The following is a 13,185-nucleotide window of genomic DNA, read 5'->3' as shown; positions in this document are numbered from 1 at the left end:
TGGAATGGCTGAAAGCAGATCCATGACGATATCGAGTCGTTACGCATTCCTTTCTCGTTGGCGGCACCCTGGTGAGTCACGTTGCGCCGGGGGCCTGGCAAATGAGTAAGATTCGCCGACTGTGCCTGGTGCTGGGCGACCAACTGTCTTGGGACTTGGCTTCATTGCAGGGGCTGGATCCCCAGCGCGATGCGGTGTTGCTGGTCGAGGTGATGGAGGAAGCAAGCCATGTGCCCCATCACCCACAAAAAATCGCGCTGATCTTCAGTGCGATGCGCCATTTTGCCGAGGCGCTGAAGCAGCGCGGTATCCGCGTGCACTACGTCAGCCTGGATGATCCACACAACAGTGGATCGGTGCCCGGCGAGTTACGGCGCTGGCACTCACTGCTTCAACCGCAGCAACTGCACCTGACTGAGTGCGGTGACTGGCGCCTGGAGCAGTCGCTCAAGGACTGTCGCTTAACGATCCAGTGGCATAGCGATAGCCGTTTTCTCTGCACCCGCGGCGAATTTTCGTCTTGGGCCGAGGGCAAAAAGCAGCTGCGCATGGAGTTCTTCTACCGCGAGATGCGGCGCAAAAGTGGCTTGTTGCTTAATGGCGACCGCAGCCCGGTCGGTGGCGCCTGGAACTTTGATGCCGAAAACCGCAAGGCGTTGCCCAAAGGGGCGAGAGCGCCCTCACCCATGCGCTTTTCGGCCGATGCCATCACCCAGGAAGTGCTGGCGCTGGTGGCAAAAAACTTCTCCGGCCACTATGGCGCCCTCGACACCTTCGACTACCCGGTAACCCACGCCGATGCCCAAGCCTTGTGGGATTACTTTCTCGATTGGGGCCTGGCTGCGTTCGGCGACTACCAGGATGCGATGGCCAGTGACGAACCCTTCCTGTTTCATGCGCGGATCAGCGCCGCGCTAAATATCGGCCTGCTGGGTCTGCGCCAGTTGTGCAGCGACGTCGAAGCCGCGTACTGGGCGCAGCGGATTCCGCTGAACGCTGCCGAAGGCTTCATTCGTCAACTGATCGGTTGGCGGGAATACGTCCGAGGCATCTACTGGTTGAAGATGCCTGAATATGCCGACGGAAATGAATTCAGCAACACAAGGTTGCTTCCAGAGTTCTACTGGACAGGCGAAACGAAGATGAACTGCATGCGCCAAGCCATTAACCAAAGCCTTAAGCATGCCTACGCTCATCACATCCAACGGCTAATGGTTACCGGCAATTTCGCTTTGCTCGCAGGTATCGCGCCGAGTCAAATATGTGAGTGGTACCTGGCAATCTACATGGACGCGTTCGACTGGGTGGAGTTGCCCAACACACTTGGTATGGTCATGCATGCAGACGGCGGCTACATGGGATCTAAGCCTTACTGTGCGAGCGGCCAATACATCAAGCGCATGTCCGATTATTGTCGTGGCTGCGCCTACAAGGTGAGCGAAAGCACCACAGATGACGCCTGCCCTTTCAATGCGCTTTATTGGCACTTCCTGATACGTCACAGCGACCGCCTGCGCAGCAATCACCGTATGGGCATGCAGTATAAAAACCTCGACCGAATGCCTGAATCAAAGCAGCAAGCGCTCTGGCAACGTGGTCAATTGTTGCTCGCAAACTTAGATAACGGTGAATCATTTTGAAAAAGAGTGAACTCCCGGTCAAAACCTGCATGACTTGCGGCCTTCCCTTCCTATGGAGGAAAAAATGGGCACGCTGCTGGGAGGAAGTTCGTTACTGTTCTGAGCGCTGCCGGCGTAGTAAACCTGCCCAGTGCTGAGCCAAAAAATGGCCATCACAGGCCCTCTTGGACTCAAACCAAAATCACTTGCTTAGCCAGGATGTCGGTGTGATGTTAGGCGTTTTAGAACGTTACACCAAAAATCACAACCTGAGCCTACAACGATGTGCGCTATGAAATTTTCAATTAGGAATAAATTGGAAGCGGTAGTAGAAATGTATCAGGTCGTGCGAAGAGGTACCCTTGCATAAGATCTATGCCTAAGCGGAGTAATGCATCACTCTCATCACGGGTTTCAATACCTTCGGCCACAACCACTATATTTAAACGGTTTGCGACTAAAACAATACCTTCGACTATTGCAGTTTTAACCGGGTCTTTGTCAATGTTTCTTGTGAGAGCCATGTCAATTTTTAGCACATGAGGTTGGAACATCGCCAATAAATTCAACCCCGAGTAACCCGAGCCGAAATCGTCGATAGATGTAGTGAAACCTTGACGCTTGTACTCTTCGAAAATCCCCTTTAGATGCATAGGGTCATCAACACGTTCACCTTCGGTCACTTCGAACATTAGTCTCTCTGGAGGGAACCCAAACAGTCTGGCAGCCTCCAGAGTGGCTCGAATGCAGGTTTCGGGTCGATACACAGCATTTGGCAAAAAATTGATACTGAGCTTGCAGTCTGGAATGCCCAGCAAACCTAGTTCCGTCGCTCTCTCGATAGCCTTGACTCGGCATGCTTGGTCAAAGCGGTATCGGTTGTCGTCATTAACCTGATCCAAGATGCTCGCCGCCGACTCACCGTTCACCCCACGTACAAGGGCTTCATAGGCGAAGGTTGTGCGCGTTCTTACGTTAACGATTGGCTGGAATGCCATTATGAAATCGAACCCCAACCCTTCTAGATTTCGGCACTCTGCGCAGCCGACTGATACGAACGTAGAGAACGTAATATTACGGGGCATGGCTGATCCTCCAGATTTTTAGCAACCCTAACCTATAATTTTCGAGCTTTCAGTATGTATCGGCACTGATCTGGCTTCGTTGAAGGCGCATGTTCATCGCGTGCAACGCGCCAGCCTAATAGTGAGGTGTCGTTCGCCATAATATTGATGAGAAGCAGGCCGAAAACCAACATGGATAAAGGCAATGCCCGTTTTTCGCCACGCCAATATCTTGTTTTGCGCATTTCCAAGCAGAGCCAGCATCACTGGCACCAGCGCGATGAATGCCGGCGTCAGGACACCGATTCGACAAACCCGGCTTATTCAATTGTGCAATGCCTCAACGCCCCCCGGGTTTAGATCCACCCAGCAACTGGGCTCGCAGCTCCGGGTTGCGTGTTCGGGGGTCAAGCCAGATGGCAAAAAAGGCTTTGGCGAAAGCTTCATCCCTCACCACGCGCCTTAGGTTGTCGCCGAAGTAAAACCGTACGCCCTCTCCAGGAACATAAACGCCCGTGATGCGGTCGCCTGCGCGCACATTGACGAACGCGTGCTGCATTTCCCGCTCCCAGCGGCCCATCAGCTCTGAGTTCAGGCCGTAGGGGGACAAGCGACGGATTTCCTTGATGCTGGCCTCGACTAGATCATCGCGGCTAATAGCGCGGCTGTAGGTGAGTTCAAGCGCAAAAGGTGCATCTGCAACCAGCGGCTCACCGGCGATCAGGCGTGGGCTCCAGAACTGCGCGCTGTAGACCGAGAAACCGAATACTCGCATATCCCCGCTGCCCAACAGATGGGCATTGGGGACCGCCTCACGCCAATCGGCAAATATGTCCGCGCTCTGGAGCATAAGAGCAATACAGATAAGGTGGCGGACCAAGCTATCGTTGCGCGTAGCCATGCAAATACCTCGATAAGACTCTTGGATACCTATGCGCTCGCCACGCGTCAATTACGGGCGCGTAGTCGGATGGCATTGGCCCGTGGTTAACACGCATAAGCATTGCGCACATTTTCAGGTGGTTACTTTAGGCCTATCTTAGATAAAACTTATACAAGGTATAGCGCAATGTACAACAAAAATCCTTGGCCACTGACGCTGTACTTTGACGGTAACTGTCCATTGTGCGCGCGGGAAATCAAGATCCTGCGCCGACACGCCACAGAGGGCCGACTGCTATTTATTGACTTAAACAGCGCTGAATTTGACGCCAAGGCCCTTGGCTTTACGTTCGAGCGCATGCAGTCCGTACTTCATGCCCGTTTCGCCGACGGCCGCTGGGTTGACGGCTTGGACGCCACCCTATGGAGCTGGCGTGCCGCCGGCCTGGGATTCTGGGCCAGACCCCTGACCTGGCGTGCACTTCGACCGCTGCTGGCGTTCGGTTATAAGCTGTTCTGCCGCTTGCGCCCCCATTTGGCGTGGTTGCCTCACCCGGATGGGCGACGTCGATGTGTCGATAACCGTTGCGCAGTGCCGGAATCACAACACGCACCCGACGCGTCGGACACCTTGAAAACGAGGCAGCCTTAGAGCGCTACTCATGAACAGCCCCTTCGAAATGAACTCACTTGGCGACGGCTATCGCGCCTTAGTGATAGGCGCCAGTGGAGCCCTTGGCACGGCGTTTTGTCAGTTGCTCAAAGAAGATCCACGCTGCTCGGTTGTTCGCGAACTGACGCGTCTTAGTCTTCCGGGGTTGGACCTGGAAGAGCCCGAGAGTATCGCCAAAGCCGCCGCCGAATTAGCTGAAGAAGCCCCGTACCATTTAATACTGCATGCTGCAGGCCTGCTCCATCGCAAAGAAATCAAGCCGGAAAAGAGTTACTCCGCCATTGAGGCGGATGCGTTTCAGGCAGTGTTCCAGGTCAACACCCTGGGACCAGCGCTTGTTTTGCGTCACTTTTTGCCACTGCTCGACCCTCTTGGCGCGATGGCGGTGCTTTCGGCCAAGGTTGGCAGCATCGGCGATAACCGTTTGGGCGGCTGGTATGCATATCGCGCCTCCAAGGCCGCGTTGAACATGTTGATTAAAACCGCGGCGATCGAACTGGCGCGAACCCGCCCGCAAACCCGCTTGCTGAGCCTGCATCCAGGCACCGTTATTTCAGGCCTTTCACAGCCCTTTCGTGGTGCCTCGGAAGCCAGGCCGGCACACATTGCTGCCCGCGAGTTGTTATCGCTGATTGACCGTCTGACTGCTGCCGACAGCGGCAATTTTTTTGCTTATAACGGCGAGCGCCTACCCTGGTAGGCAAGGAGTAAACCTTGAATTTGCAAGCACTGACCGAACGGGCCGCGAAGGGCGAAATACGCGAGCTGGAGTTGCTGTCACTCGAAGGTGGTTTTTATCTGGCACGAATCCGCCTGGATCACGGCCAGTTCACCCTGCTTGATGATGCGGCCAAGCCGATGCGCCTGCGGTCGACCACCCACCTGCGCGACTTGCTGCAGACCGTGCCGGCATTTCCTTGCGTGCTGGTGCAGCAATGCGCGCACGACGAAATGTGCGGCCGGGATTCAGGGCCTGTCGAGGAGCTGCGTATCCCGTTTTCGCTCACCACGCCATTATGAGCAGGCAAGCACGCGATAAATATCAGAAACCACCTGCAGTGTTGCCTCTTCAAGCGTTCCCTCGTTGCGGCATAAAACCCAGCCTTGATCTGCAACCGCTCGCTCGAACGCCTGGGTACAGGCAACATGTTCTTCCAGCGTATGCATCACAGTACTGCTCAGCCCGCGCCGTCGTGCTGCGGCCCTCGCCCATGAAATTTCAGGGGCGGTGACAATCCCGACGTGCAGGTCTGGCACTTGCACGTTGCGATCAATATTCAACTGGAGAATGTCTGCAAACGGGACTATGCGCCGAAACGCGGCATCAGACGGGTACCAGCGATCAATCAACACAATGCTGCCCGGAGGTTGTTTAGTCAGCACCTGTCGGGAAATCCATGCACGGCTATCCGCGAGGCGTTCACACACCTGCAACTCCAGATCCCGGCAGGGATTTCTGACCAGCTTGTTAACGAGGGTCATTGTTTCCCGTCTAAAGGGATCGCTTTTTTTCTCGCAAAGTCGGATTACCGTTTTGGCGTCTGCCCTCAGTACTTTCGTAACGGCTTCCAACAGTGTGGTTTTGCCGGTGCCCTTGGGCCCATCCATAGAAACAAACAGCGGAGGATTCATTGTTGCAGTTCAACCAACCGCTGGTTGTAACTGTCACGAATGCAGGCCTGTTTGTCGTCAGCCTTCCAACAGTCGTTGCGCCCCTTGATCCAGCCACGTTGCTCGGCCTTGAGCATCTTGGCCTGGCTGCCGGCCTTTTTCAGCGCGGTGTTGTAGGTGCTCGCCATCTGGCGATCCAGGGCGGAAAGCGCTTCGCTGCCGCAAATCAGCGTCTCCACGGAGCTGGCCATGTTTGCGCTGCACTTGAACGAAGGTCCGGTCTGGGCGTGTGCGCTGATGGCGAAAATGGCCACTGGCAACAGCGCCGCGCGGATGAATGAATGCATAGGAGTCTTCCTGTAAAGGTGTCGATGGCCACATCGATGCGGGCCCACGTTGACCGCTGCAACGCGTATGATTCTGTCACGCTTTCTAGATGTGGCACTGCATAGGTCAACAATGGCAAAAATCAGCGTTAGCAACAAGGCGACCACGCCAGGCCGAAAAAATCTCACGGCCGCCGATCGTCAGCAGCAGATGGTCGAACGGGCGATCACCCTCTTCGCCCAGAAAGGCTTTGCGCTGACCACCCGCGAGCTGGCCGAGGGGCTACAGGTCACCCAGCCCCTGCTCTACCGCTACTTTCCCAGTAAGCAATTACTCATCGAACAGGTGTACCAGCAGGTGTTCATGAACCGCTGGGACCCTGAGCTGGAGCAGCAGCTCAAGGACCGCACGCGTCCTTTAAGGGAACGGCTGATTGATTACTTTATCGGTTATACCCGCACCATCCTGAGCAATGAATGGGTGCGGATATTTCTGTACGCCGGCCTGCAGGACCCCGAGTTGAACCAGCGCTATCTCAAACAATTACACGAGACGGTGTTCCTGACGATCATCGAAGAGCTGCGTCATCAGAAGCAACTGACCGCCCCGCTGGATAAACACGCGCTGAGTCTTGAGATCGAAGTGCTGTGGGGCTTCCACAGCAGCTTCTTTTACCTGGGGGTGCGCAAGTGGGTGTATCAGATGCCCGTCCCTGAGAATCTGACCGAACTGATTACCCTGCGGGTCAATGCCTTCCTCGATGGCGCCCTGCATAACGAGGCGTAGTGAAGGCCGTTTACGGGGCGTCGATTTCCGCAAAGAGATACACCAGGCAAAAGCCATCCATGGGTATGACCGGATTGGTCCAGATCATGCGCGAATGCCGGGCCTGTTCGGCGAAGACTTCGACCAGCACGTCAGACGCGCCGTCCAGGGCTTTGGGGTGCTCATGGAAATCCTCCGCCACATTCAGTACGCCTTCCAGCCGATAGACCTGGCGAATACGGCTCAAATCCCCCACTGCATCCTTGAGCTGGGCAATTGCATTCAATGCCGCCAGGCGACAGGCCGCATACCCTTGCTCCAGGTTCAGGTCGCGGCCCAGGCGCCCACGGTACAGCAGCCGGCCATCAATCCAGGGGAATTGCCCGGAGGTCATCAAGGTATTGCCAACAATGCTCCAGGGCACGTAGTTACCCAGGGCTGGGGCGGGAACAGGCAAGGTGATGCCGGCGGCCTGCAGACGCGATTCAGGGGTGGTCATGATCGGTTCCTGTTTTGATTGTGTTCAGGCCAATGGCGCCAGCCAGGAGGCGAGAGTCTGCGGGTTGTTCAGTAGCCAGCCCTCAGCCGCCTGGTCCGCACTTTTACCCTGGCGATTGAGGGCGTAATCCAACTCGGCGACAATCGCATTGCTCAGACGGATGTTATCGAGCACCTGCAATTGCGCCTCGCTGAACCGCCCCAGGCGATCAACCCGCGCCAACAGCACCGCACGGTCGACACTGCCCAGCAGCCCCTTGGGATCCTTGAGATCACGGATACGATGGCGGAAATGCAGGAACTGCGGATGCCAAAGTGGCACCACGCCCCATCTGCCCTCCTCGACCAGCGCCTCGAACGCCGCCACGCATTGTTCCTGGGTGCCGGTGCGAAACTGGTAGCCCGCCGCCGCAAGGCCGTAGTCCTCCATCATCCGCAGCGAAAACCGGGTAATCCCGGCGCCCGGGCCAATCCCCTGGATCAGCGTGTGCATACGGGCGAGAATCTCCGGCTTGCGCAGGTCATCCACGGAGTCCACCTGCGACACCGGCACATAGTCGGGCACACCCCACAACGCATACGGGGTGTAATGCAGGCCCAATTCGCGGGTGGCGACCACCTCTTCCACCCGGGCTTTGTACATCCCATGGCTGGACGGGATCCATGCGGAGGCAATCATGTCGATGCTGCCAGCACGCAACTGCTCGAAATTGGCCTCGTGCAGCGCATACGAAGGCTCCACCCCAAAGCCCATGCGCTGCAATACCGAAGCAACCACCGCGGCTGTCGCACGATGAAAGGACAGATCAGTCACACCGAGTCGTACCATGGTTGGGCTCCTCTCAGGGTTATTGCCACGGGCCAGCAGCGGCGCCAATAACGCTGCGCTGCCCAGGGCTTGAATCACACGTCGACGTTTGAAGTCCATCAGCGACCTTCCGCAGACGGGCCAATGGCAAGGCTCGCCATGGCCTCGCCGACAATCCGGGTTCCCGGCACATAGTCAAAGATCATTTCGATGGTGATGCCGTTGGGGTCTTCAAGAAACAGTTGGTGCTCGCCAATCTGCGGAATCACCCGTTCGCGAAAGGCGATGCCCAGGGATTGCAGGCGGTTCTGCACGGTTTCCAGCCCTTCACAACGCAGCGAGACATGGTCAAGGGCGCCCGACCCGTAGCCGCCTGGCTTCTCGCCCAGATAGGCCTGCAGATCCTCGTCACCGCCCACGATACTGGCGATGTGCAAGAGCGGACGGCCGCCGGCGTACATCCAGCAGCCAGGGAAACGAAAATCCGGGCGCGGCCCAGGTGACAGGCCAACCACTTGTTCAAAAAACTCGGCGGTCTTGCCCCATTGTTCGGTGCGAATGGTGAAATGGTCGAGCGCTAGGACTCCCATGTTCTCTCCTGACAGTGCGGATTAGAGACGGTACAGCTGCATATTTTATCATTCGATAATTTATTTCAAGGGATAATTTATCGACCGATAACTAGTGCGTAGCGTTTACTATCCAAGCTGTTCCATTCACCTAGGGCTCCCCATGAGCAACCACGACCTCAGCTTCACCCCCGACCTCGACCCGGATTCGATTTCCTCCGACGTCATCGGCTTCAACGGCATCCTGGTCTCCACACAAATCCCGGTACGCGCCGATGGCAGCCTGGAATTGGGCGATGTCACTGCGCAAAGCGAATGCACCCTGCAAGCCCTCAAAGTCGCCCTCGAACGCGCCGGCAGCAGCATGGACCGGGTCATGCACTTGACCATCTACCTCACTGACATGGCCGACCGCGCCGCATTCAACGAGGTGTACAAGCGCTTCTTCGCCAAACCCTGGCCGGTACGCGCGGCGGTTGGCGTGGCGTCGTTGGCGGTCGAAGGCATGCGGGTTGAAGTCACGGCGATGGCCGCCAAGGGCTGAGCCCGGCGCGTCATTGGGCATCCAGCGGGTGCCCGCCAGGCGATTCACGGCTACAATGCTCGCCTCAACCGTGACAAGCCTGACTAAAAAAACTATGTCCTTGCCCAAGCATCATCTGGAATTGCTCAGCCCTGCCCGCGATGTCGCCATCGCGCGCGAGGCCATCCTGCACGGCGCCGACGCCGTGTACATCGGCGGCCCAAGCTTCGGTGCGCGCCACAATGCCTGCAACGACGTGAGCGAGATCGCCCAACTGGTGGAATTCGCCCGTCGTTACCACGCCCGGGTGTTCACCACCATCAACACCATCCTGCACGACGACGAACTGGAGCCGGCCCGCAAGCTGATCCACCAGTTGTACGATGCCGGCGTTGATGCGCTGATCGTCCAGGACCTGGGGGTGATGGAGCTGGATATCCCGCCGATCGAGCTGCATGCCAGCACCCAGACCGACATCCGCACCTTGAACCGGGCCAAGTTCCTCGACCAGGCCGGGTTCTCCCAACTGGTGCTGGCCCGCGAGCTGAACCTCCAGGAAATCCGCGCGATTGCCGATGAAACCGATGCCGCCATCGAGTTCTTCATCCATGGCGCGTTGTGCGTAGCGTTCTCCGGGCAATGCAATATTTCCCACGCGCAAAACGGCCGCAGCGCCAACCGTGGCGACTGCTCCCAGGCCTGCCGCCTGCCCTACACCCTCAAGGATGACCAGGGCCGCGTCGTGGCCTTTGAAAAGCACCTGCTGTCGATGAAAGACAACAACCAGAGCGCCAACCTGCGCGCTTTGGTAGACGCCGGCGTGCGCTCGTTCAAGATCGAGGGCCGCTACAAAGACATGGGTTATGTGAAGAACATCACCGCCTATTACCGCCAGCGCCTGGACGAGATCCTCGAAGACCGCCCGGACCTGGCTCGCGCTTCCAGCGGGCGTACCGCGCATTTCTTCCTGCCAGACCCGGAAAAAACCTTCCACCGTGGCAGCACCGACTACTTCGTCAGTGACCGCAAGATTGATATCGGCGCCTTCGACACCCCAACCTTTACCGGCCTGCCGGTAGGCGTCGTGGAAAAAGCCTGCAAGCGCGACTTGCAGGTGATCACCCATGAGCCGCTGTCCAACGGCGATGGCCTCAACGTGCTGATCAAGCGTGAAGTCGTGGGTTTTCGCGCCAATATCGCCGAGCCTAAAGGTGAGTTCGAAGAAGACGGCGAAAAGCGCTACCGCTACCGTGTCGAGCCCAACGAAATGCCGGCGGGCCTGCACCAACTACGACCGAATCACCCGCTCAACCGCAACCTCGACCATAACTGGCAGCAAGCGTTGCTCAAGACCTCCGCCGAGCGGCGGGTTGGCGTGTCGTGGCAGGCCACCCTGCGCGAAGACCAATTGCAACTGACCGCCACCAGTGAAGAAGGCGTGAGTGTCAGCACCACCCTGCCCGGCCCATTCGGCGTGGCCAACAAGCCGGAACAGGCGCTGGACACCTTGCGCGACCTGCTTGGCCAACTGGGCACCACCCAGTATCACGCCACCGCAATCGAGCTGGACGCCCCCCAGGCGTTTTTCATTCCCAATTCGCAACTCAAGGCACTGCGCCGCGACTTAATCGAAGCGCTGACGGTTGCGCGTGTCGAGGCCCACCCCCGTGGTGGTCGCAAGGCCGAAACCACACCGCCGCCGGTGTACCCGGAGTCGCACCTGTCGTTCCTGGCCAACGTCTACAACCAGAAGGCCCGCGACTTCTACCATCGCCATGGCGTGAAGTTGATCGATGCGGCCTACGAGGCCCACGAAGAAACCGGTGAAGTGCCGGTGATGATCACCAAGCACTGCCTGCGTTTCTCCTTCAACCTGTGCCCCAAGCAGGCCAAGGGCGTGACCGGCGTACGCACCAAGGTCGCACCGATGCAGTTGATTCACGGCGACGAAGTACTGACCCTGAAATTCGACTGCAAACCGTGCGAAATGCATGTGGTGGGCAAGATCAAGGGGCATATCCTCGATCTGCCGCTGCCGGGCAGTGGTGTGCAACAGCAAGTCGTGGGGCATATCAGCCCGGCGGACTTGCTCAAGACCATTCCCCGCGCACCACACTGAGTCCCCCTCTGTAGGAGCTGGCTTTGGCTGGCTCCTACAAGGGGCGCTTAGCATGAGAGGGCGAAACATCCGACTTCCAGCGCCACCACCATCCCCGCTGCAACCCCGCCGCCGCCAGCAGAATCGCCGCAACACCCAGCCATTGCGTCCAACCCAGACGATGCCCATAGGCCATCCAATCAACCAGGATCGCCGCAATCGGGTAGATGAACGACAACGCCCCAGTCAATGCCGTCGGCAGTTTTTGGATCGCGCCATACAGCAGCACATACATCAGGCCGGTGTGCACCATACCCAGTGTCAACAGCGCCGCCCAGGCATCAACCGGTGCTGAAAGGCTGTGCCATGAAACCAGTGGCACCAACAGCACCGCACCGGTACTCACTTGAATCAGCGCCAGCAGATGGGGCGGCACAGCCTTCAGGCGCTTGATAATCAGTGCAGCGATGGCATACAAAAGAGCCGCGCCCAGCGCCTGGGCCACGCCCCACAGGTATTGATCACCGCTGCCCTGCTGCTCGCCATGGGCGGTGACGATAGCCAACATGCCCATGAATGACACGCTCAGCCACGCCAGCTTCTGTACGGTGATTTTCTCGCCAAGCAACAGCGCCGCGAGAATCACCAGCATAAATGGCTGAACGTTATAGACCGCCGTGCTGATGGCAATCGACGCTTTTGAATAGGACGCAAACAGCAACAGCCAGTTACCCACGATGGCCACGCCGCTCAACATGGCCCAGCCGAGTGTCGAATAACTCAACCAGGCACTGCGCAGATACCCCAGGTGCCAGCACACCAGCAACAAGGTCAAGGCGCCAATGACGCAACGCCAGAACACCACCTCAATGACCGGCACCCCAGACACCAGCACAAACCAGCCGATCGTGCCGGAGATCAGCATGGCGCCAACCATTTCCCATGAGCCGCGACGTATGGATTTGTCCATGATTAAGCTCCTCGAATGAGGCTAAATTATGGCAATCTGCGTCGATCAGGCTCCAGCGCCTGAGAAAGGCCAATGGCGGTGTTTGCCTATTCTTATTAGGCAAAAATTCAGGTTTACCTAAGGAGCCCAGGATGATTGACGTTATCGACCAGCAACTGCTCGCTGCCTTGATGGACGACTCGCGTTGCTCGCTCAAGACCTTGGCCGGCATAACCGGCCTGTCCTCGCCCAGTGTCGGCGAACGCTTGCGCCGCCTGGAAGAGCGCGGGGTGCTCAAGGGCTATACCGTGGAGGTCGACCCCAAACATTTTGGCTACTTGCTGCAAGCCATCGTGCGCATCCGCCCCCTGCCCGGCCAATTGCAGGAGGTTGAACGGCAGATCCAGGCGATCCCGGAATTCACCGAGTGTGACAAGGTGACCGGCGACGACTGCTTTATCGCGCGGCTGCACGTGCGCACCATGGATCAGTTGGACACCTTGCTTGACCGCCTCAACGGCTATGCCGAAACCAACACCGCCATCGTCAAGAAAACCCCGGTCAAGCGCCGGCTGCCGCCGTTGGCAGGTGGGTGATGCCAGGGTTGATGCACGCTCCTCTCGCTTTGGATCACATAACAAGCTGGCTAGCTGATGCGGCGCTGACGCTAGGCACCAGCACTGCTCTCGTCAGCCACCTCATCCTCCTCAATCAGCGGCACTTGCGCATCATCCATCAACGATCCGGGGTCTTCATTGCCCGGATCATTGATCGGTTCCTCTTCGGCTGGAATGTGCAT

The 13,185-nt window shown here is 57.7% G+C and carries 18 protein-coding genes; 9 read left to right on the top strand and 9 right to left on the bottom strand.

Annotation, left to right across the window (positions count from 1 at the left end; genetic code table 11):
• Positions 1–101 precede the first annotated feature (101 nt).
• Together HBR93_RS10835 and HBR93_RS10830 are read left to right on the top strand one after the other, a co-directional pair.
• Positions 102–1,640, top strand: coding sequence for a cryptochrome/photolyase family protein (locus tag HBR93_RS10835; RefSeq protein WP_169960316.1), 1,539 nt, complete (start codon positions 102–104; stop codon positions 1,638–1,640).
• Complete coding sequence (locus HBR93_RS10830) at positions 1,637–1,777, top strand: DUF2256 domain-containing protein (protein WP_120733116.1); 141 nt, start codon at positions 1,637–1,639, stop codon at positions 1,775–1,777. The genes HBR93_RS10835 and HBR93_RS10830 overlap by 4 nt, the downstream gene beginning before the upstream one ends.
• 147 nt (positions 1,778–1,924) lie before the next feature.
• Here HBR93_RS10830 and HBR93_RS10825 read toward each other — a convergent pair whose 3' ends face one another.
• On the bottom strand, positions 1,925–2,704 hold the full coding sequence (locus HBR93_RS10825) for an EAL domain-containing protein (protein WP_169960315.1): 780 nt from the start codon (positions 2,702–2,704) through the stop codon (positions 1,925–1,927).
• A gap of 319 nt (positions 2,705–3,023) precedes the next feature.
• Positions 3,024–3,584, bottom strand: coding sequence for a chalcone isomerase family protein (locus HBR93_RS10820; RefSeq protein ID WP_225923786.1), 561 nt, complete (start codon positions 3,582–3,584; stop codon positions 3,024–3,026).
• Between the two features lie 168 nt (positions 3,585–3,752).
• Here HBR93_RS10820 and HBR93_RS10815 point away from each other — a divergent pair, with 168 nt between their 5' ends.
• The 3 genes from HBR93_RS10815 to HBR93_RS10805 are packed head-to-tail and all read left to right on the top strand — an operon-like array spanning position 3,753 to position 5,258.
• Positions 3,753–4,217 carry a DUF393 domain-containing protein gene (locus HBR93_RS10815; RefSeq protein WP_169960314.1) on the top strand — a complete coding sequence of 155 codons (465 nt, stop codon included), beginning with the start codon at positions 3,753–3,755 and terminating at the stop codon, positions 4,215–4,217.
• Between the two features lie 10 nt (positions 4,218–4,227).
• Positions 4,228–4,938: an SDR family NAD(P)-dependent oxidoreductase gene (locus HBR93_RS10810; protein WP_169960313.1), complete on the top strand. Its 711-nt coding sequence runs from the start codon at positions 4,228–4,230 to the stop codon at positions 4,936–4,938.
• A gap of 14 nt (positions 4,939–4,952) precedes the next feature.
• Entirely contained in the window at positions 4,953–5,258 is a 306-nt protein-coding gene (locus HBR93_RS10805) for a DUF6482 family protein (protein ID WP_115128216.1), read from the top strand.
• On the opposite strand, the gene HBR93_RS10800 is transcribed toward HBR93_RS10805, so the two are convergent.
• Together HBR93_RS10800 and HBR93_RS10795 are read right to left on the bottom strand one after the other, a co-directional pair.
• Entirely contained in the window at positions 5,253–5,870 is a 618-nt protein-coding gene (locus HBR93_RS10800; protein ID WP_169960312.1) for a dTMP kinase, read from the bottom strand. The genes HBR93_RS10805 and HBR93_RS10800 overlap by 6 nt on opposite strands.
• Positions 5,867–6,196, bottom strand: a complete 330-nt coding sequence (locus tag HBR93_RS10795) for a lysozyme inhibitor LprI family protein (protein WP_057438473.1) — start codon at positions 6,194–6,196, stop codon at positions 5,867–5,869. Before HBR93_RS10795 ends, HBR93_RS10800 begins: the two co-directional genes overlap by 4 nt.
• Before the next feature lie 112 nt (positions 6,197–6,308).
• Between HBR93_RS10795 and HBR93_RS10790 the strand changes: the two genes are divergently transcribed.
• Positions 6,309–6,962 carry a TetR/AcrR family transcriptional regulator gene (locus HBR93_RS10790; protein ID WP_198792122.1) on the top strand — a complete coding sequence of 218 codons (654 nt, stop codon included), beginning with the start codon at positions 6,309–6,311 and terminating at the stop codon, positions 6,960–6,962.
• Between the two features lie 10 nt (positions 6,963–6,972).
• On the opposite strand, the gene HBR93_RS10785 is transcribed toward HBR93_RS10790, so the two are convergent.
• From HBR93_RS10785 to HBR93_RS10775, 3 genes are read right to left on the bottom strand one after another with little or no spacing between them, the layout of a single operon-like run.
• Positions 6,973–7,440, bottom strand: coding sequence for an Atu1372/SO_1960 family protein (locus tag HBR93_RS10785; protein ID WP_057438472.1), 468 nt, complete (start codon positions 7,438–7,440; stop codon positions 6,973–6,975).
• Between the two features lie 24 nt (positions 7,441–7,464).
• Positions 7,465–8,367, bottom strand: a complete 903-nt coding sequence (locus HBR93_RS10780; RefSeq protein WP_169960311.1) for a glycine betaine ABC transporter substrate-binding protein — start codon at positions 8,365–8,367, stop codon at positions 7,465–7,467.
• Positions 8,367–8,837 (bottom strand): VOC family protein, encoded by a 471-nt coding sequence (locus HBR93_RS10775; RefSeq protein ID WP_169960310.1) that lies wholly within the window; start codon positions 8,835–8,837, stop codon positions 8,367–8,369. The genes HBR93_RS10780 and HBR93_RS10775 overlap by 1 nt, the downstream gene beginning before the upstream one ends.
• 142 nt (positions 8,838–8,979) lie before the next feature.
• On the opposite strand from HBR93_RS10775, the gene HBR93_RS10770 reads away from it, so the two are divergent.
• Together HBR93_RS10770 and HBR93_RS10765 are read left to right on the top strand one after the other, a co-directional pair.
• Positions 8,980–9,360: a RidA family protein gene (locus HBR93_RS10770; RefSeq protein WP_057438469.1), complete on the top strand. Its 381-nt coding sequence runs from the start codon at positions 8,980–8,982 to the stop codon at positions 9,358–9,360.
• A gap of 94 nt (positions 9,361–9,454) precedes the next feature.
• Positions 9,455–11,458 (top strand): U32 family peptidase, encoded by a 2,004-nt coding sequence (locus HBR93_RS10765; RefSeq protein ID WP_169960309.1) that lies wholly within the window; start codon positions 9,455–9,457, stop codon positions 11,456–11,458.
• Positions 11,459–11,492: 34 nt separating this feature from the next.
• Here HBR93_RS10765 and HBR93_RS10760 read toward each other — a convergent pair whose 3' ends face one another.
• On the bottom strand, positions 11,493–12,407 hold the full coding sequence (locus HBR93_RS10760) for a DMT family transporter (RefSeq protein ID WP_057959662.1): 915 nt from the start codon (positions 12,405–12,407) through the stop codon (positions 11,493–11,495).
• Positions 12,408–12,538: 131 nt separating this feature from the next.
• Between HBR93_RS10760 and HBR93_RS10755 the strand changes: the two genes are divergently transcribed.
• A complete protein-coding gene (locus HBR93_RS10755; protein ID WP_057438466.1) occupies positions 12,539–12,982 on the top strand; it encodes an Lrp/AsnC family transcriptional regulator in 444 nt (147 codons plus the stop codon).
• A gap of 71 nt (positions 12,983–13,053) precedes the next feature.
• Here HBR93_RS10755 and HBR93_RS26955 read toward each other — a convergent pair whose 3' ends face one another.
• Entirely contained in the window at positions 13,054–13,185 is a 132-nt protein-coding gene (locus HBR93_RS26955) for a hypothetical protein (protein ID WP_258558623.1), read from the bottom strand.

It is taken from the genome of Pseudomonas sp. WS 5411 (assembly GCF_012985595.1).
Classification (GTDB): Bacteria; Pseudomonadota; Gammaproteobacteria; order Pseudomonadales; family Pseudomonadaceae; genus Aquipseudomonas; species Aquipseudomonas shahriarae.
This window is presented reverse-complemented; position numbering and strand designations above follow the sequence as displayed.

Bases quoted from the DNA above. Each gene is read 5' to 3' on its own strand.
- HBR93_RS10835 (WP_169960316.1), top strand. From the start codon at position 102: ATGAGTAAGATTCGCCGACTGTGCCTGGTGCTGGGCGACCAACTGTCT.
- HBR93_RS10825 (WP_169960315.1), bottom strand. From the start codon at position 2,704: ATGCCCCGTAATATTACGTTCTCTACGTTCGTATCAGTCGGCTGCGCA.
- HBR93_RS10820 (WP_225923786.1), bottom strand. From the start codon at position 3,584: ATGGCTACGCGCAACGATAGCTTGGTCCGCCACCTTATCTGTATTGCT.
- HBR93_RS10815 (WP_169960314.1), top strand. From the start codon at position 3,753: ATGTACAACAAAAATCCTTGGCCACTGACGCTGTACTTTGACGGTAAC.
- HBR93_RS10810 (WP_169960313.1), top strand. From the start codon at position 4,228: ATGAACAGCCCCTTCGAAATGAACTCACTTGGCGACGGCTATCGCGCC.
- HBR93_RS10800 (WP_169960312.1), bottom strand. From the start codon at position 5,870: ATGAATCCTCCGCTGTTTGTTTCTATGGATGGGCCCAAGGGCACCGGC.
- HBR93_RS10795 (WP_057438473.1), bottom strand. From the start codon at position 6,196: ATGCATTCATTCATCCGCGCGGCGCTGTTGCCAGTGGCCATTTTCGCC.
- HBR93_RS10790 (WP_198792122.1), top strand. From the start codon at position 6,309: ATGGCAAAAATCAGCGTTAGCAACAAGGCGACCACGCCAGGCCGAAAA.
- HBR93_RS10785 (WP_057438472.1), bottom strand. From the start codon at position 7,440: ATGACCACCCCTGAATCGCGTCTGCAGGCCGCCGGCATCACCTTGCCT.
- HBR93_RS10780 (WP_169960311.1), bottom strand. From the start codon at position 8,367: ATGGACTTCAAACGTCGACGTGTGATTCAAGCCCTGGGCAGCGCAGCG.
- HBR93_RS10775 (WP_169960310.1), bottom strand. From the start codon at position 8,837: ATGGGAGTCCTAGCGCTCGACCATTTCACCATTCGCACCGAACAATGG.
- HBR93_RS10770 (WP_057438469.1), top strand. From the start codon at position 8,980: ATGAGCAACCACGACCTCAGCTTCACCCCCGACCTCGACCCGGATTCG.
- HBR93_RS10765 (WP_169960309.1), top strand. From the start codon at position 9,455: ATGTCCTTGCCCAAGCATCATCTGGAATTGCTCAGCCCTGCCCGCGAT.
- HBR93_RS10760 (WP_057959662.1), bottom strand. From the start codon at position 12,407: ATGGACAAATCCATACGTCGCGGCTCATGGGAAATGGTTGGCGCCATG.
- HBR93_RS10755 (WP_057438466.1), top strand. From the start codon at position 12,539: ATGATTGACGTTATCGACCAGCAACTGCTCGCTGCCTTGATGGACGAC.
- HBR93_RS26955 (WP_258558623.1), bottom strand. From the start codon at position 13,185: ATGCACATTCCAGCCGAAGAGGAACCGATCAATGATCCGGGCAATGAA.